A 17,147-nucleotide genomic window follows, 5' to 3' on the forward strand; every position below is an offset into this window, starting at 1 on the left:
GGGCGCGGGGAACTGCCGGGCAGCGCAAAGGGGCGGCAGCCGCAAGCAGCCACCGCCCCTCTCACACCTCACCTCAGGTCGTCGACCGCCGCCGCCGCGCCCCCGGCCGCCGCTCACTCGGCCGCGTCACCGGATCGCCGGCCTCCACGGCGGCAGCCCGCCGCCGCAGCCCGAAGTCCGCCAGCGCCTCGGCCAGCTTGTGCACGGACGGCTCGGGAGCCATCACGTCCACCCGCAGCCCGTGCTCCTCGGCCGTCTTGGCCGTGGCCGGGCCGATACAGGCGATCACCGTGACGTTGTGCGGCTTCCCGGCGATGCCCACCAGGTTCCGCACGGTGGAGGACGAGGTGAACAGGACGGCGTCGAAGCCACCGCCCTTGATGGCCTCACGGGTCTCCGCCGGCGGCGGAGACGCGCGCACGGTCCGGTACGCCGTGACGTCGTCGACCTCCCACCCGAGCTCGATCAGCCCGGCGACCAGCGTCTCCGTGGCGATGTCGGCGCGCGGCAGGAACACCCGGTCGATCGGGTCGAAGACCGGGTCGTACGGCGGCCAGTCCTCCAGCAGCCCGGCCGCGCTCTGCTCACCGCTCGGCACCAGGTCCGGCTTCACACCGAAGGCGATCAGGGCCTTGGCGGTCTGCTCCCCGACCGCCGCGACCTTGATCCCGGCGAAGGCACGGGCGTCGAGCCCGTACTCCTCGAACTTCTCCCGCACCGCCTTGACGGCGTTGACCGAGGTGAACGCGATCCACTCGTAGCGGCCGGTCACGAGCCCCTTCACGGCCCGCTCCATCTGCTGCGGCGTGCGCGGCGGCTCGACCGCGATCGTCGGCACCTCGTGCGGTACGGCCCCGTACGAGCGCAGTTGGTCGGAGAGCGAGGCGGCCTGCTCCTTCGTCCGCGGCACGAGGACCCGCCACCCGAAGAGCGGCTTGCTCTCGAACCACGACAGCTGGTCGCGCTGGGCCGCCGCGGAACGCTCACCGACCACGGCTATCACCGGCCGTCCGCCCTCGGGCGAGGGCAGCACCTTGGCCTGCTTCAGCGTCTGCGCGATCGTGCCGAGCGTCGCGGTCCAGGTGCGCTGCCGCGTCGTCGTCCCCGCGACGGTCACCGTCATGGGGGTGTCCGGCTTACGGCCGGCGGCGACCAGTTCGCCCGCCGCGGCGGCCACGGTCTCCAGCGTCGCCGAGACCACGACGGTCCCGTCGGACACCCCGACCTCGGCCCAGCAGCGGTCGGACGCCGTGCGCGCGTCGACGAACCGGACGTCCGCGCCCTGCGCGTCCCGCAGCGGCACACCGGCGTACGCGGGCACGCCCACGGCCGCCGCGACGCCCGGGACCACCTCGAACGGCACGCCCGCGGCGGCGCACGCCAGCATCTCCTCGGTGGCGTACGTGTCGAGCCCGGGGTCCCCGGACACCGCACGCACGACCCGCTTGCCGCCCCGCGCGGCCTCCATGACAAGATGTGCCGCATCCCGCACAGCGGGTGCACCAACGGTTGTTGACGCGCCGTCAACAACCGTCAGCTGAGGCGTGCCTGTGCCCGAAAACGTATCCGCTGAAGTAGCCGCGGAAGAGGCAGAGGCAGTGGCTGAGGACGCCGCGGTGAGTACCGACGGCGGGCTCGAGTCGGTGTCCAGTAGGGCGACGCCGGCGCGGGCATGCGTACGCACCACGTCGAGCACATCGTGCTCGGCGATGAGAACGTCCGCGTTCGCCAGTGCCTCGACGGCGCGCAGTGTCAACAGTCCCGGATCCCCGGGTCCGGCACCGAGGAAGGTGACGTGACCGTGGTCCGGACCGGCGGGAAGGGTGGTGGGGCTCAATGTGCTCGCTCCCCCATCAGACCGGCCGCGCCCTTAGCGAGCATCTCGGCGGCGAGTTCACGGCCGAGCGCCATTGCTTGGTCGTACGTCTCGGGCACGGGACCGGTGGTGGACAGCTGCACCAGCGTCGAGCCGTCGATCGTGCCGACGACACCGCGCAGGCGCAGCTCCTTGACAATCTGCCCGTCGGCCAGCAGGTCGGCGAACGCACCCACAGGTGCGCTGCAACCGGCCTCCAGGGCGGCGAGCAGGGATCGCTCGGCGGTCACGGCGGCCCGGGTGTGCGGGTCGTCGAGCCCGGCGAGCGCGGCGATCAGCTCAGCGTCTCGGGCGGTGTGCCCCGCCCTGCATTCGATCGCCAGTGCCCCCTGGCCGGGGGCGGGCAAAACTGTGTCGACCGAGAGGAAGTCGGTCACCTCGTCGCTCCGTCCGATCCGGTTCAGTCCGGCGGCGGCCAGGACGACAGCGTCCAGCTCGCCCTTGCGGACGTAACCGATCCTTGTGTCGACGTTCCCGCGTATGGGCACCGTCTCGATCGTGAGCCCGTGGCTGCGCGCGTACGCGTTCAGCTGGGACATGCGCCGGGGCGAACCGGTGCCGACGCGCGCGCCCTCGGGGAGCTGCTCGAAGGTGAGTCCGTCCCGGGCGACCAGTACGTCCCGCGCGTCCTCGCGCACCGGCACGGCGGCCAGCGCCAGGTCGTCCGGGTGCGTGGTCGGCAGATCCTTGAGCGAGTGCACGGCGAAGTCGACCTCGCCGCGCAGCAGCGCCTCGCGCAGCGCGGTGACGAACACGCCCGTGCCGCCGATCTGCGCCAGCTGCTCCCGGGAGACATCGCCGTACGTCGTGATCTCCACGAGTTCGACGGGCCGCCCGGTCAGCCGGCGGACCGCCTCGGCCACCTGCCCGGACTGGGCCATGGCGAGTTTGCTTCGCCTGGTCCCCAGCCTCAGTGCCTGGTCACTCATGATCGCCCTCGGTTCTCGGCGTCGTTCTCTGAACTGCTGCTGTCCTCGGCCCGGGACACGGCCGCGACCGTCTCCTGGTCCAGGTCGAACAGGGTGCGCAGCGCGTCCGCGTACCCGGCGCCGCCCGGCTCGGCCGCGAGCTGCTTGACCCGTACGGTCGGGGCGTGCAGCAGCTTGTCGACGACGCGCCGCACGGTCTGGGTGATCTCGCCGCGGTGCTTGTCGTCGAGGCCGGGCAGCCGGCCCTCCAGGCGGGCGATCTCGCCGGCGACCACATCGGCGGCCATGGCGCGCAGCGCCACGACGGTGGGTGTGATGTGCGCGGCCCGTTGAGCGGCGCCGAAGGCGGCCACCTCGTCCGAAACGATCCTCCGCACCATGTCGACGTCGGCGGCCATCGGCGCGTCGGCGGAGACCTCGGAGAGCGACTCGATGTCGACCAGCCGCACGCCGGCCAGGCGGTGTGCGGCGGCGTCGATGTCCCGGGGCATCGCCAGGTCCAGCAGCGCCAGCACGGGCGCGGGCCGGGGCACCTCGGCGACGGGCTCGGGCCGGCGCAGCTCGGTGATCCGCCCGGTGACGGCCACGGTCGCGACCAGCGCGGCGATCAGCTCGGCGTCGGCGGCGGGCGTGCGCGCGGCCTCACGCTCCGGCGCGCGACGGCTCGTACGCCGGTCCACGGTCGCGTTGTCGACCCAGGCCGCGTGCTGCTCCAGCGTGGCCGCGTCCATCCCGGCGACCGCGGCCTCCCCGTGCACGGAGAAGCCGCCGCCCTGCACGGCGGGCAGGTCGAGGGGGCAGTCGTCGTCGCTGCCGATGGAGGTCGGCGGCAGGGCCGTGCGCACGTCGCCCCGCGTCTCGGTCTCCGCGGGAAGCGTGCCGTCGGGCACCCGGCCCTCGACGGCCGCGGCGACCATCTCGGCGGTCAGGACCAGGCCCGTGGCGCCCGTGCAGGAGATGACGACGTCAGCACGTGTCAGCTCGTCCTGCACCGATTCCATCGGGACCGCGCGGGCCAGCGCATCCGTTCCGCCCTGTGCGGTCAGGCCCTGGCCGTACTGCTCTTCGAGCAGGTGCGCGAGCCGCTCGGCCCGGTCGTACGTCCGGTTGGCGATCACGATCTCGCGGACGCCGGCCCGCGCGAGCGTCGCGGCGGCCAGCGAGGACATCGATCCGGCGCCCATCACGACGGCCCGCTTGCCCCGGGCCCAGCTCACGACGTCGCCACCGGCGGTGAACTGCTCCAGACCGAAGGTCACCAGCGACTGTCCGGCCCGGTCGATCCCGGTCTCGGAGTGGGCCCGCTTGCCGACCCTGAGGCTCTGCTGGAACAGGTCGTTCAGCAGTCGCCCGGCGGTGTGCAGCTCCTGTGCGCGGGCCAGCGCGTCCTTGATCTGTCCGAGGATCTGCCCCTCGCCGACGACCATGGAGTCGAGTCCGCAGGCCACGGAGAACAGATGGTGGACGGCCCGGTCCTCGTAGTGCACGTACAGATAGGGAGTGATCTCGTCGAGTCCGACCCCGCTGTGCTGGGCCAGCAGCGTGGACAGCTCGGCGACGCCCGCGTGGAACTTGTCCACGTCGGCGTAGAGCTCGATGCGGTTGCAGGTGGCGAGGACGGCGGCCTCCGTGGCCGGCTCGGCGGCGACCGTGTCCTGAAGCAACTTGATCTGCGCGTCCAGGGACAGCGCGGCCCGCTCCAGCACACTCACCGGAGCGCTGCGGTGACTCAGTCCGACGACCAGAAGACTCATGCCGGCATCACGGCGGGGACATCCCCGTCGGGCCCTTTCCCGGACTCCTTGGGAGCCAGCGGTACGGCGGCGGCCTCGTTCGCGGCCTCCTCGCCGGCCTTGCGCTGCTCGTGGAAGGCGAGGATCTGGAGCTCGATCGAGAGGTCGACCTTGCGGACGTCGACACCGTCCGGCACGGACAGGACGGTGGGCGCGAAGTTCAGGATCGACGTGACACCGGCGGCGACCAGCCGCTCGCACACCTGCTGGGCGGCACCGGCGGGGGTGGCGATCACCCCGATGGACACACCGTTGTCGTCGATGATCTTTTCCAGCTCGTCCGTGTGCTGGACCGGGATCCCCGCGACCGGCTTGCCCGCCATCGCCGGATCGGCGTCGATCAACGCCGCCACCCGGAACCCGCGCGAGGCGAACCCGCCGTAATTGGCGAGCGCGGCGCCGAGGTTACCGATTCCGACGATCACGACCGGCCAGTCCTGGGTCAGCCCCAGCTCACGCGAGATCTGGTAGACGAGATACTCGACGTCGTAGCCCACGCCCCGCGTTCCGTACGAGCCCAGGTACGAGAAGTCCTTGCGCAGCTTCGCGGAGTTGACCCCCGCGGCGGCCGCCAGTTCCTCGGATGAAACGGTGGGTACCGAGCGCTCCGACAGCGCGGTCAGGGCACGGAGGTACAGCGGAAGCCTGGCGACAGTGGCCTCGGGAATCCCTCGGCTACGGGTCGCCGGTCGGTGAGTTCGGCCAGTTGCCACGGTGCTCCTGCGGGTAGAGCGGGGCTGCGGGCGGTCATGCGTCCCCAGACCGCCCCGTCGACAGCAGGCTATGTCTTTGTGAACGCGTGCACAAAGATGGTGTCCGATTTGCCCGGCCAACGTGACCGGGGTCACGCACACCTGACGCACGCGCGTGGAACCGACACGGGCGTGCCCTCGTTCCTCACCTGACGCCTTGCACGACGGGGGCAAAACCGCACACTCTCCTCACGAATCCCGCCCCCGAGACCAACCAGCCCATCGATCCTAAGCGACTTTTGGGACCACTTGGACTGGTCGGTCAGGTCACATCTCGGGTCACCTCTGCGCGAGGGCTTTGCGAAGGCGCTCCTCGTTCACACGCCAGAACGTGTGCTGCGCGCCGTCCACGAGCACCACGGGGATCTGCTCCCAGTACTGTCGGTGCAGTTCCTCGTCCTGGGTGATGTCCTTCTTCTCCCAGGGAACGCCCAGCTCACCGCAGACCTTCCCGATCACCGCCTCCGCGTCGTCGCACAGATGGCACCCCGGCTTGCCGATCAGTGTGACGAGTCGCTCACCGGGATTCTTCGGCGTCCGCCGGAACATGGCACTCATGCCGGCCATTGTCGCTCCGCACCGAACATCCACACCTCCCCCTCACCATGAAGCGCACGACCTGCCCTTTTCCCCACCCGTTCCTCCCTCTTCCGCACGGCGACACGCCGCCGGGACCACTCCTTTAACGACACGGTCGTGGAGAGTTCACAGCCCGCAAACCTCTCGACTCCGGAAGTACCGAACAGACTGGCTATGCTCACGACATGGCCGCTCTCGGATGGCTCACTCCCCGTAGGCGCTCCGCCACGGCGCGGAGCGTTTTGGCAGGCGAGGCCTCTGCGGAGGCAGCGCGCAAGTCCTCCCAGGAGTTGGAGGACATCTCCCCCGCGCCCGACGCCGTCCAGGAACCGGAGTTCCCGGTCCTCGGCGACGACAAGGCCGCCGCGTTCTTCGACCTCGACAACACCGTGATGCAGGGCGCCTCGCTCTTCCACTTCGGCCGGGGCCTGTACAAGCGGAAGTTCTTCGAGACGCGCGACCTCGCCCGATTCGCCTGGCAGCAGGCGTGGTTCAGGCTGGCGGGCTCCGAGGACCCCGAGCACATGCAGGACGCCCAGAACTCCGCGCTCTCCATCGTCCAGGGCCACCGCGTCGCCGAACTGACGATCATCGGCGAGGAGATCTACGACGAGTACATGGCCGAGCGCATCTGGCCGGGCACGCGCGCCCTGGCCCAGGCCCACCTCGACGCCGGCCAGAAGGTCTGGCTCGTCACGGCCGCCCCCGTCGAGATCGCCCAGGTCATCGCCCGCCGCCTCGGCCTGACCGGCGCGTTGGGCACGGTCGCCGAGTCCGTCGACGGCGTCTACACCGGCAAGCTGGTCGGCGAGCCGCTGCACGGCCCGGCGAAGGCCGAGGCCGTGCGCGCCCTGGCCGGCGCCGAGGGACTCGACCTCTCGCGCTGCGCCGCGTACAGCGACTCCCACAACGACATCCCGATGCTGTCGCTCGTGGGCCACCCGTACGCCATCAACCCCGACAGCAAACTCCGCAGGCACGCCCGCGACATGGACTGGCGGCTGCGCGACTACCGCACCGCCCGCAAGGCCGCCAAGGTCGGCCTCCCCGCGGCGGCGGGCGTCGGCGCGGTGGCCGGCGGCACGGCGGCCGCGATCGCACTGCACCGTCGCCGCCGCTGAACGGCTGATCGTTTCTCGAACGCCGGAGGGGCTGGGTCTTCCCAGCCCCTCCGGCGTTCGCGCGTCCAGTGCGTCCGCCCCCGTCACGCCGACATTCCAGCGGTCATACCCCCACCGCACCGCCCTCAGTCACGCCGTCCGGACCCGACCACAACACGCCCCGCACCCAGACGGAACACGAACCCAATCGATCAACAACCGATCACGGACCGGTACTTGAGCAGCCGTCAATCGGTAACAGAAGCGACGTAATCGATGATTTGAGCAACTGGGTGTAGCAGTGCCTGCACGAAGCGTTATTCTCCTCAAACGCAAACCGGTGCCCCTCCGTCGCTACGACGGGTGAAAGGTTCCGCACTGCACGTGATGGAAGCTCTGCCTCTGGGAGTCCCGTGTACCCACACGTCGGGGTTGACGCCTCGGGCCTGGCTACGCTGCGCGCGACAGTCAACCAACTGTTGCGCGGCTTCGTCCCCACCGCGTACGCCGTCCCCGCCCTCGCCACCTCCGCCGCGCCCGTCGGCCCGTGCTACGCACTGGCCGACGGCGTCGAGCCGGGGCCAGGGCGAAGCGCTGTCGTCGAGGGGCGGTGGTCGGGTGACGGGCGGGCGGGCAGACGAGCCCGCTCGGGATCCACCGCCACGACCACCCGCCGTCCCGCCGCGGACAGCGACAGCGCCCGCATGATGGACCTCGTCGAACGCGCCCAGTCCGGCGAGGCCGACGCCTTCGGCCGTCTGTACGACCAGTACAGCGACACCGTCTACCGCTACATCTACTACCGCGTCGGCGGCAAGGCGACCGCCGAGGACCTCACCAGCGAGACCTTCCTGCGCGCCCTGCGCCGCATCGGCACGTTCACCTGGCAGGGCCGCGACTTCGGCGCCTGGCTGGTCACCATCGCCCGCAACCTGGTGGCCGACCACTTCAAGTCCAGCCGCTTCCGGCTGGAGGTCACCACCGGCGAGATGCTCGACGCCAACGAGGTCGAGCGCTCCCCCGAGGACTCCGTCCTGGAGTCCCTCTCCAACGCCGCCCTCCTGGAAGCCGTACGCCGGCTCAACCCCCAGCAGCAGGAGTGCGTCACCCTCCGCTTCCTCCAGGGCCTCTCCGTCGCGGAGACCGCCCGGGTCATGGGCAAGAACGAGGGCGCGATCAAGACCCTCCAGTACCGCGCGGTCCGCACCCTCGCCCGCCTCCTCCCGGACGACGCCCGCTGAAGCCCGCCCACCGGCACCACCACGGCTGAGCCACCGGACCGCCGAGCACATCGCTCACATACGTTCCGCGACGCTCAACTCACCCTGCGTCGAAGTCTGTTGACTTCCTCGTCCGATCATCCGCCGTCCGTAACCCAAGTGCCGCGCCGCTCGTTGTGCGGGATACAGGCTCCCTGTGGTCGCGCCTGGCCGACACCGATCACTCGATCGTGTGGCTCGGTCGGGGTCGTGCAACCCTCAGGACCCCCTGGGGAGTCGACCGTCATGACGAGAGGAGGTGCCGCCAGTGATCGCGAACGTATCGGCGCACCGGCGGGCGAACGCCTTCGCCCAGGCCCTGGAGGAGCTGTCCGACCGGGGCACGGCGGCCGAGCAGCCCGAGGGATCGGCACCGGCCCCGGCAGCGGAACAGACCGAGCAGGGCCGCATGCTGGCCCTCACCACCGGTCTCGACGAGCTGCCCAAGCCAGTGCTCGACCCCGAGGTCAAGGTCGTCCATCGCGCCCAGTTGGTGGCCGCGATGGAAGCCATGCTGCGGGACGGCACACTGCCGGGGCGCGAGGCGTCGGACCCTTCGGTGCCCGAACAGCGATCGGGCAAGGCGCGGGGCGCGCACCGGGCAAGTCCACTGGGCAAGTTGCGGCCACGGTCCCGTCTGACGAAGGGTCTCGCCGCCGGCGGGCTCAGCGTCGGCGTGGCCGCGAGTGCCTTCGGCGGTGTGGCAGCCGCCAGTTCGGACGCCCTGCCCGGTGACTCGCTCTACGGCCTCAAGCGCGGCATCGAGGACGTGAAGCTCACCCTGGCCGACGACACCGACGACCGGGGCCGGCTCTATCTGGACCAGGCGTCGACCCGCCTCAGCGAGGCCCGCCGCCTCATGGAGCGCGGCCGGGGCGGACAACTCGACCACGAGTCCCTCGGCGAGATCCGCCGCGCCCTCACCGGGATGCGGCACGACGCCTCCGAGGGCCACCGCCTGCTCCACGAGGCCTACGAGCGAGATCCGGAGTCCCTGGGCCCGATCCGGGCCCTCTCTGCGTTCTCCCAGTCCCACCGCGAGGCCTGGGGCGCGCTCCGCGACCGGCTGCCCGTGCAGCTCGGGGACGTGAGTCAGCAGGTCTCGTCGGTCTTCGACGCCATAGACGACGAGGTCGCCCCGCACTCGTCGCTGTTGCCGCAGCCCCCCGCCCAGGGCGGCGACGGCAAGCAGCGTTCCACGGGCTCCGGTTCCCCCGGCGCCACGGACACCAGCCGTCCGGCCCCGAGCTCCACCGGCGGCTCCGTCGGCGGTGGCGAGGACACCAGCGGCAAACCCAAGCCGTCCACCTCGAACTCGGACAGCGGCGGCGAAGGCCTCGTCGGCGGCACCACCGGCGGCCTGCTGGACCCGCCCCAGGACGACACCACCAGCAGCTCCCCGTCCACCGGCAAGTCCACCCCGCCCGAGGACCCCGACGTCACCCTCCCGCCCCTCCTCCCGGGCCTCCTGCCCGGCCTGGGCATCGACGGCGACAACAGCGAGTAGCCCCGAACGACGGTGGGGCGCCCTTCTCGAAGAAGGGCGCCCCACCGTCGTATGTCCTCGGGAAGAACCTATCGGGAAGAAGCCACGGGAAGAACCTAGAAGAACACGGACCGCCGCTGCACCAGCAGCTTGTACAAGGTGTGCTGGATCTGCTCCCGTACCTGGTCGGTCAGGTTGAACATCAGCATCGGGTCCTCGGCCGCCTCCGGCGGATAGCCGTCCGTCGGAATCGGCTCGCCGAACTGGATGGTCCACTTCGTCGGGAGCGGTACGGCACCCAGCGGGCCGAGCCACGGGAAGGTCGGCGTGATCGGGAAGTACGGGAACCCGAGCAGCCGGGCGAGTGTCTTGGAGTTCCCGATCATCGGGTAGATCTCCTCCGCACCCACGATCGAGCAGGGGATGATCGGCGTGCCCGCCCGCAGGGCGGTGGAGACGAAGCCGCCCCGGCCGAACCGCTGAAGCTTGTAGCGGTCCCCGAAGGGCTTGCCGAGCCCCTTGAAGCCCTCCGGCATGACCCCGACCAGCTCGCCCTGCTGCAGCAGCCGTGAGGCGTCCTCAGCGCACGCGAGGGTGTGCCCGAGCTTGCGGGCCAGCTCGTTGACCACGGGCAGCATGAAGACCAGGTCCGCGGCGAGCAGCCGCAGATGGCGCCCGGTGGGGTGGTTGTCGTGCACGGCGACCTGCATCATCAGGCCGTCCAGCGGAAGCGTTCCCGAATGGTTGGAGACGATCAGGGCGCCGCCGTCCGTCGGGATGTTCTCGATGCCCTTCACCTCGACCCGGAAGTACTTCTCGTACACCGGCCGCAGCAGGGACATCAGCACCTGGTCGGTGAGTTCGGCGTCGAACCCGAAGTCGTCGACCTCGTAGTCGCCCGTGAGGCGCTTGCGCAGGAAGGCGAGCCCTCCCGCGATCCGTCGCTCCAGCCCGCCGCCGTCCTGTGCCTCGGCGGCCCCCTGGGGCGGCTCCGGCTGCTCCCGTGTCACAGGGACATCATCGGTGCTGGTCGGCCGTCCGGGGAGAGCCTGGACCTCGCCGGATTCACGGACGTCCCGGACGACCGCGCTCTCGCCCTTGCGCCGACTCCCCGTGGTCCGGCGGCGCGACGGGCGCTGCACGGCACCCCCGCGCGTCCGGTCGTCGTCGAACGGAATGACCTTGGCATCCGCCATCGTTGATGCGCTCCTCAGTTGGCGCTCTGCGTCGGGGGTTGACCGCCACCCACGGTGGGCACGGGCAGGGCGGCGATCCGGTCGATGGCCCCTGCGAGGGCCTCGGGGGGCAGGAGGCCGGGCCCCCTGCTGCGCGCGAAGTCAGCGAACGTCTCCGCGGTCGTGTGCCTGGCCCGGTAGCCGAGCGTGTCGCGCATCTGGTTGGTCGACACGACCCGCCCGTGCGTCAGCAGCCGCAGCTGCTCCGGCGAGAAGTCGGTGACGCCCAGCGTCCGGACCAGGGAGCCGACCCAGCTGACCGCCGGCATCAGCAGTGGCACCGTCGGCCGCCCGAGACGCCGCGCGCACTGCGAGAGCAGCAGCACACCGTCGCCCGCGATGTTGAACGTGCCGCTGTTGAGAGTGCCCCGTGCCGGTTCGTGCGAGGCGATCCGCAGCACCTCGATGACGTCGTCCTCGTGCACGAACTGCAGCCGGGGGTCGTAGCCCAGCACGGTCGGCAGCACCGGCAGCGAGAAGTACGAGGCGAGCGGCGAATCGGCGCTCGGCCCGAGGATGTTCGCGAACCGCAGCACACACACGGCCACATCGGGCCGTCGCCGCGCGAACCCGCGCACGTACCCCTCGACCTCGACGGTGTCCTTGGCGAAGCCGCCGCTGGGCAGTGACTTGGGCGGGGTGTTCTCGGTGAACACGGCCGGATCGCGCGGCGCGGAGCCGTACACGTTCGTACTGGACTTCACGACCAGCCGCTTGACCAACGGGGACTTCTGACAGGCACCGAGCAACTGCATGGTGCCGATGACGTTGGTCTCCTTCAGCGTGGCGCGACCGCCGCTGCCCAGCGGGGTGCCCGTGACATCCATGTGCACCACGGTGTCCACGTTGTGCTCGGCCAGCAGACGGGCTATGGCGGGCTGACGGATGTCGGCCTGGACGAAGTCCGCGCCACCCAGATGGTGGCCCGGCGGCTCCGCGTCCACGGCGATGACCCGGTCGACCTGCGGGTCGCGCTGGATCCGCCGGACGAACCGGCCTCCCAGCTGACGGGCCACACCGGTGACGAGCACGACCTTCCCCAAGATCAGCGCCTTCCTTCCAGCCGTCGCCTCACACAGGCGTCCTCTGCTCGGACTCTGCCGCGTTCCCCGTGCTCTCCGCGTTCCCCGTGTGCGGCCACGTTAGCGGGTCGATGTCGCACTGTGGTGACTGCGACCCCGTCAACGACCGGCAAAAACAAAGACCGGTGAAAACACCGCGACCCCCCACCGCATTCGGTGGGGGGTCGCGGCAACGCGTTCTCGACAGCGCTCGCGCAAGAAAGCAAGGCGTACGGTCCCCTTACGCGAGGGGGACCGGCCAGGACCCCGATCTCGGGGCCGGACCGCCTTACTTCTTGTTGCGACGCTGAACGCGGGTGCGCTTGAGCAGCTTGCGGTGCTTCTTCTTAGCCATCCGCTTGCGCCGCTTCTTGATAACAGAGCCCACGACTACCCTCGCTCACTTCTCATCACTCGGTGTTTGGGCGCCATGGGCCCATACGACCTACGAGGGGCCAGCCTACCCGTCCGAGCTCTGAGGGCGTAATCGAGGGGGAACCGGGGGTATCCCGGAGGTCCCGCGGGTCCTCCGGGAGCCCCTCGGCCCCGATGGCCGTCAGGCCGTCTCCACCCCCACATAGCTCTCGCGGAGGTACTCGTGTACCGCTTGCTCCGGCACCCGGAAGGACCTGCCCACCCGGATCGCCGGCAGATGACCGCTGTGCACCAAGCGGTACACGGTCATCTTCGACACGCGCATCACCGCGGCGACTTCCGCCACGGTCAGGAACTGAACCTCGTTCAGAGGCCTCTCGCCAGCTGCAGCCATGACACACCTGAACCTTCCGCACTCGACGGCCACCGGCTTCCCCTTCCGGTGACTCTTCGTCGCTGCGTGCTCACTCCCCAATGTAGGGGCGGGTGATGCGAGTGGGGAAGAGGGGATGCCATCGGCGGCCTACTGTGACAGACACGCCCGATTGAGTACGTAGCGGGTCAGCGGTCGGTAGTAAGCAGACCGCACACCGTCATCAAGTGGAACGGCGACGGACACCCGCCCCTCCGCCTCCCCCACGAAGAGCGCCGGATCGTCCGAATCGGCGAGCCCGATCGCCTCGAACCCCAGCTGACCTGCCCCGCAGACCCATCCGTGGTCTCCCACCACGAGTTCCGGGAGCGGCCCGCCGGCCTCCGCGGCGGCCGCGAGAGCCACCCGAACCGGGAGCGGTGAATGCGTGTGCACGCCGGTCGCACAACCGGAGCGCAGGGCGGGCGCCTCACGGACGAGAGCGACTCCTCGTGCGTAGTCGAGGTTGTACGTGCGTAGACCGAACCGGGTCGTTATGTCGACACGTCTACCCGTCGCTGGGGTGAGGACCTCACATCCCGCCGCCGACAAAGCGTCCGCCAACGCGCCGTAGAAGCCGATCAGCCGGTGCGGGTGCCCGGTCCCGAGGAGCACCGCCCCGCCACTCCGAGCGACCGCCCCGAGCCGTTCCGCGAAACGGTCCAGCGCCCCGACGGTCAACTCCGGATCGATCACATCCTGCCCTGATGTGCACCCCGGATCGGCCGAAACCCCGCATCTGTCGGCCATCAACGCGAGCACATCCCGCTGGGACCAAGCCATCTCCGGATCAATCCCGATCAAGAACCGAGGATCCCGAGCCGCGAACAACCGATAACTCCGCAGGCTCACCTCCCGGGCGGTGGCCACCCGCCCGGCCAACCCGGAGCCCACCAGATGCTCCCGCAACGCCCCACCGCTCACCACGACCCGATGCTGACGCACCGACCGCCCCTCGCGCGCGGAAACCCCTTACTGAACCACACAGTTGGCGTAACGAATCAGGAGCGCGGAGAACTGGGCGCACGGGGTCCGGGGCGGAACCCCGCATCTTCTACGGCAACAACCCACGCAACGGAAACACAGCCTTCCGCGCGGCCAACACCGCCTGGTCCAACCGGTCCGCGGGGTCGTACCCGGCCTCCCACCCGGCCCACTGCACAGGCCACCGCCCATCAGTCATCCGCGCCGGCGCCAACTGCCGCGTACGAGCGAACACCTGCTGCCGCCACTCCTCGGGAATCGCGGTCTCCGGCGCGATCTCCCGCCCCGCCGCGATCGCCACCAGATGCGTCCACGACCTCGGCACCACATCCACCACCGCGTACCCGCCCCCGCCGAGCGCGACCCACCGCCCGTCGGCGTATTCGTGCGCCAGTTCGTGCAGCGCCACCTGGACGGCCCGCTGCGCGTCCAGCGACACCGCCAGATGCGCCAACGGATCCTCGAAGTGCGTGTCGGCGCCGTGCTGGGTCACCAGCACCTGCGGCCGGAAGTCGGCGATCAACTCGGGCACCACCGCGTGGAACGCCCGCACCCACCCCGCGTCCCCGGTGCCCGCCGGCAGCGCCACGTTCACGGCCGACCCCTCCGCGCTCGACCGGGCACCCGTCTCCTCCGGCCACCCGGTCTGCGGGAACAGGGTCCGGGGGTGCTCGTGCAGCGAGATCGTCAGAACCCTCGGGTCCTCCCAGAACGCCGCCTGCACCCCGTCCCCGTGATGCACATCGACGTCCACGTAGGCGACGCGCTCGGCCCCCAGCTCCAGCAGCCGGGCGATGGCGATCGACGCGTCGTTGTAGATACAGAACCCCGCAGCACCGCCGGGCATCGCGTGATGCAGCCCGCCCGCGAAGTTCACGGCGTGCAGCGCGTCCCCCCGCCACACGGCCTCCGCCGCCCCGACCGACTGCCCGGCGATGAGCGCGGACGCCTCGTGCATCCCGGCGAAGGCCGGATCGTCCACCGTCCCCAGCCCGTACGACCCGTCCGCGCCCCCGGGATCGGCGGACGCGGCCCTGACCGCCGCCACGTAGTCCTCGCGGTGCACGAGCCGCAGTGTCGAGTCCCCCGCCGGCTTCGCCGAGACGACATCCATCTCCCGGTCGAGCCCGAAGGCAGTCACCAGGCTCCGGGTCAGCGCCAGCCGGACCGGATCCATCGGATGATCCGGACCGAAGTCATAGCCCGTTACTGCCTCGTCCCACATCAGCTGTGCGTGGCCGCTCATGACCGCCACCGTATCGGTCCGGTTCAGTCTCGAACGACCGGGCGTACACCAGGGTCACCAGCACCAACGCCATGGGAATGAGCATCGCCCCGCGATAACTCCAGAGATCCCCCACGGCCCCCACCAACGGAGAACCGATCAAGAACCCGACATAGTTGAAAATATTCAGCCGCGCGACAGCCGCATCCGAAGCCCCGGGGAACAGCCGCCCCGCCGCCGCGAACGTCTGCGGCACCAGCACACACAGTCCGAGCCCCAGCAGCGTGAATCCGAGCATGCCCACCCAGGCCCCCGGCGCGACCGCCACCACGGCGAACCCGACCGCCGCCACCAGCGCCCCGGCCCGCACGACGGCCGCGGCCCCGAACCGGCGCACCCCGAAGTCCCCGATCGACCGCCCGAGCAGCGTGGTGACCATATAGACGTTGTACGGCACGGTCGCGAGCTGCTCACTGCTACCCAGCACGTCCTGCAAGTACTTGGCGCTCCAGTTGGAGACCGTCGAGTCCCCGATGTACGCGAAGCACATCACCAGACAGAGCGGCAGCAGCATCTTGAACGCGACGGACCCGCCCGCCCCGCCCACCTCCGCGGGAACGGCGTCCTCCTGCTTCGCCGCGTCCGGCCCCGAGTCGACGTACCACCGGCTCCCCACCAGCGCCGCCGGCAACAGCACGACCACCACCGGCAGATACGACACCAGCAGCGCCAGGTCCCAGTGCGCCCCGACCCACGCCAGCGAGGCCCCTGCTATCCCGCCCAGGCTGTACACCGCGTGGAAGCCGAGCATGATGCTCCGCCCGTACGACCGCTGCAGGCTCACCCCGAGCATGTTCATCGACGCGTCGAGCGCCCCGACCGCCAGCCCGAAGGCCGCCAGCGCGGCACCGAGCACGACCATCTGCTCGCCGGCACCCACTCCGAGGAGGGCCAGGAGCACGACCGGCTGGGACCACCGCAGCACCAGGCTCGGCGGAACCTTCTTCACCAGGTGCTCGGTGCAGACGCTGCCGACGCCGGCCAGGATCGGCACGGCGGCGAGGAAGGCGGGCAACAGCGCGTCGGAGACCCCGTACCGGTCCTGGATGGCCGGAATCCGCGTCACGAGCAGCGCGAAGGCGACACCCTGAGCGAAGAAGCTGAACGCCAACGCGGCCCTACCGCGCCGCAGCACATCTGTCATGGCGGCACAGTAGGGGCCCCGACCTACCCATGGGTAGAGGAAGTTGAATACTGCTCAACTAAGCCCACCGGGCAGCTTCAGGCGAGCAGGTCCAGCAGCTTTCCCATGTCCGAAAAGTACCTCCTGGCCCCGGTCAGCTTCTCGGTCGGCGTCATCGCGGTGAACCCGTACACATCCATCCCGGCAGCGAGCCCCGCCCGCACTCCGAGAGGGCTGTCCTCCACGACAGCACACCTCTCCGGGGCCACGCCCATCCGCTCGGCCGCGTGCAGGAAGAGATCCGGTGCCGGCTTACCCCGCCCCACGTCCTGCGAACTGAACACCAGACCGTCCCCGAACCACCGGTCCAGCCCGGTCTTCCGGTGCCCCACCCGGATCCGCTCGTGGCTCCCGGACGACGCCACGCAGTACGGCACCTCGTCCGCGACCAGCTTCTCCAGCACGGGGACCACACCGGGCACGGCCTCCAACTCCCGCTCGAACGCGGTGAACACGCGCCGGTGGAAGACGTCGTCGAAGTCACCCGGCAGGTTCTCCCCGGTCCGCTCCAGAACGAGCTCATGAATGCGGTGCATGGCAGACCCCATGTAGTCCCGGATGGATTCCTCGTACGAGGTCGGGTGCCCGAGTTCGGTCAGATACTCGGCGAGGAGCCGATTGGAGATCGGCTCGCTGTCGACGAGAACACCGTCATTGTCGAAGATCACGAGGTCGTAGCGCATGGCTCGACCCTAAACGACCCGGAAACGTAGAAAGCCCCTGCCGGTCACCCGGCAGGGGCTTTCTCAAGAATTGTTCGGCGGCGTCCTACTCTCCCACAGGGTCCCCCCTGCAGTACCATCGGCGCTGTAAGGCTTAGCTTCCGGGTTCGGAATGT

16 protein-coding genes and 1 rRNA gene are annotated in these 17,147 nt (G+C 70.2%); 3 read left to right on the top strand and 14 right to left on the bottom strand.

The genetic code is table 11. From position 1 onward, the window contains the following. Window positions 1–73: 73 nt before the first annotated feature. From RM704_RS43235 to RM704_RS43255, 5 genes are all read right to left on the bottom strand, one after another. Window positions 74–1,837 carry a bifunctional uroporphyrinogen-III C-methyltransferase/uroporphyrinogen-III synthase gene (locus RM704_RS43235; protein WP_033532729.1) on the bottom strand — a complete coding sequence of 588 codons (1,764 nt, stop codon included), beginning with the start codon at window positions 1,835–1,837 and terminating at the stop codon, window positions 74–76. Further along, window positions 1,834–2,805 carry a hydroxymethylbilane synthase gene (hemC, locus tag RM704_RS43240; RefSeq protein ID WP_033532728.1) on the bottom strand — a complete coding sequence of 324 codons (972 nt, stop codon included), beginning with the start codon at window positions 2,803–2,805 and terminating at the stop codon, window positions 1,834–1,836. The genes RM704_RS43235 and hemC overlap by 4 nt, the downstream gene beginning before the upstream one ends. Continuing rightward, window positions 2,802–4,559 carry a glutamyl-tRNA reductase gene (locus RM704_RS43245; protein ID WP_033532727.1) on the bottom strand — a complete coding sequence of 586 codons (1,758 nt, stop codon included), beginning with the start codon at window positions 4,557–4,559 and terminating at the stop codon, window positions 2,802–2,804. The genes hemC and RM704_RS43245 overlap by 4 nt, the downstream gene beginning before the upstream one ends. Then, on the bottom strand, window positions 4,556–5,311 hold the full coding sequence (locus RM704_RS43250) for a redox-sensing transcriptional repressor Rex (protein ID WP_033532726.1): 756 nt from the start codon (window positions 5,309–5,311) through the stop codon (window positions 4,556–4,558). The genes RM704_RS43245 and RM704_RS43250 overlap by 4 nt, the downstream gene beginning before the upstream one ends. Before the next feature lie 318 nt (window positions 5,312–5,629). Beyond that, the gene (locus RM704_RS43255; protein WP_033532725.1) at window positions 5,630–5,917 is read right to left on the bottom strand and encodes a glutaredoxin family protein; all 288 of its coding nucleotides are present in this window, start codon (window positions 5,915–5,917) and stop codon (window positions 5,630–5,632) included. 197 nt (window positions 5,918–6,114) lie between these two features. On the opposite strand from RM704_RS43255, the gene RM704_RS43260 reads away from it, so the two are divergent. The 3 genes from RM704_RS43260 to RM704_RS43270 all read left to right on the top strand — a co-directional run bounded on the left by RM704_RS43260 (window position 6,115) and on the right by RM704_RS43270 (window position 9,795). Next, complete coding sequence (locus RM704_RS43260) at window positions 6,115–7,050, top strand: HAD family hydrolase (RefSeq protein ID WP_078937588.1); 936 nt, start codon at window positions 6,115–6,117, stop codon at window positions 7,048–7,050. 392 nt (window positions 7,051–7,442) lie between these two features. Next, complete coding sequence (locus RM704_RS43265) at window positions 7,443–8,270, top strand: ECF subfamily RNA polymerase sigma factor, BldN family (RefSeq protein WP_033532723.1); 828 nt, start codon at window positions 7,443–7,445, stop codon at window positions 8,268–8,270. Window positions 8,271–8,556: 286 nt separating this feature from the next. Beyond that, the gene (locus RM704_RS43270; protein WP_033532722.1) at window positions 8,557–9,795 is read left to right on the top strand and encodes a DUF5667 domain-containing protein; all 1,239 of its coding nucleotides are present in this window, start codon (window positions 8,557–8,559) and stop codon (window positions 9,793–9,795) included. Window positions 9,796–9,890: 95 nt separating this feature from the next. On the opposite strand, the gene RM704_RS43275 is transcribed toward RM704_RS43270, so the two are convergent. The 9 genes from RM704_RS43275 to rrf form a co-directional block, all read right to left on the bottom strand. Beyond that, window positions 9,891–10,970 carry a lysophospholipid acyltransferase family protein gene (locus RM704_RS43275; RefSeq protein WP_033532721.1) on the bottom strand — a complete coding sequence of 360 codons (1,080 nt, stop codon included), beginning with the start codon at window positions 10,968–10,970 and terminating at the stop codon, window positions 9,891–9,893. A gap of 14 nt (window positions 10,971–10,984) precedes the next feature. Then, window positions 10,985–12,052, bottom strand: a complete 1,068-nt coding sequence (locus tag RM704_RS43280; protein WP_033532720.1) for an NAD-dependent epimerase/dehydratase family protein — start codon at window positions 12,050–12,052, stop codon at window positions 10,985–10,987. A gap of 307 nt (window positions 12,053–12,359) precedes the next feature. Beyond that, window positions 12,360–12,458, bottom strand: coding sequence for a 30S ribosomal protein bS22 (locus tag RM704_RS43285; protein WP_003948845.1), 99 nt, complete (start codon window positions 12,456–12,458; stop codon window positions 12,360–12,362). A gap of 168 nt (window positions 12,459–12,626) precedes the next feature. After that, a complete protein-coding gene (locus RM704_RS43290; RefSeq protein WP_007443703.1) occupies window positions 12,627–12,839 on the bottom strand; it encodes a helix-turn-helix domain-containing protein in 213 nt (70 codons plus the stop codon). Window positions 12,840–12,968: 129 nt separating this feature from the next. After that, the gene (locus tag RM704_RS43295; protein ID WP_033532718.1) at window positions 12,969–13,784 is read right to left on the bottom strand and encodes a phosphatase; all 816 of its coding nucleotides are present in this window, start codon (window positions 13,782–13,784) and stop codon (window positions 12,969–12,971) included. A gap of 127 nt (window positions 13,785–13,911) precedes the next feature. Then, window positions 13,912–15,087 (bottom strand): acetoin utilization protein AcuC, encoded by a 1,176-nt coding sequence (locus tag RM704_RS43300; protein ID WP_033532800.1) that lies wholly within the window; start codon window positions 15,085–15,087, stop codon window positions 13,912–13,914. Next, complete coding sequence (locus tag RM704_RS43305; RefSeq protein ID WP_033532717.1) at window positions 15,038–16,270, bottom strand: MFS transporter; 1,233 nt, start codon at window positions 16,268–16,270, stop codon at window positions 15,038–15,040. Before RM704_RS43305 ends, RM704_RS43300 begins: the two co-directional genes overlap by 50 nt. A gap of 77 nt (window positions 16,271–16,347) precedes the next feature. Then, window positions 16,348–16,992, bottom strand: a complete 645-nt coding sequence (locus RM704_RS43310; RefSeq protein WP_033532716.1) for an HAD family hydrolase — start codon at window positions 16,990–16,992, stop codon at window positions 16,348–16,350. A gap of 72 nt (window positions 16,993–17,064) precedes the next feature. Next, window positions 17,065–17,147: ribosomal RNA gene (rrf, locus tag RM704_RS43315) — 5S ribosomal RNA — on the bottom strand; the annotation flags it as partial.

The sequence above is a fragment of the Streptomyces gottesmaniae genome, assembly GCF_031845845.1.
Lineage (GTDB): Bacteria > Actinomycetota > Actinomycetes > Streptomycetales > Streptomycetaceae > Streptomyces > Streptomyces akebiae.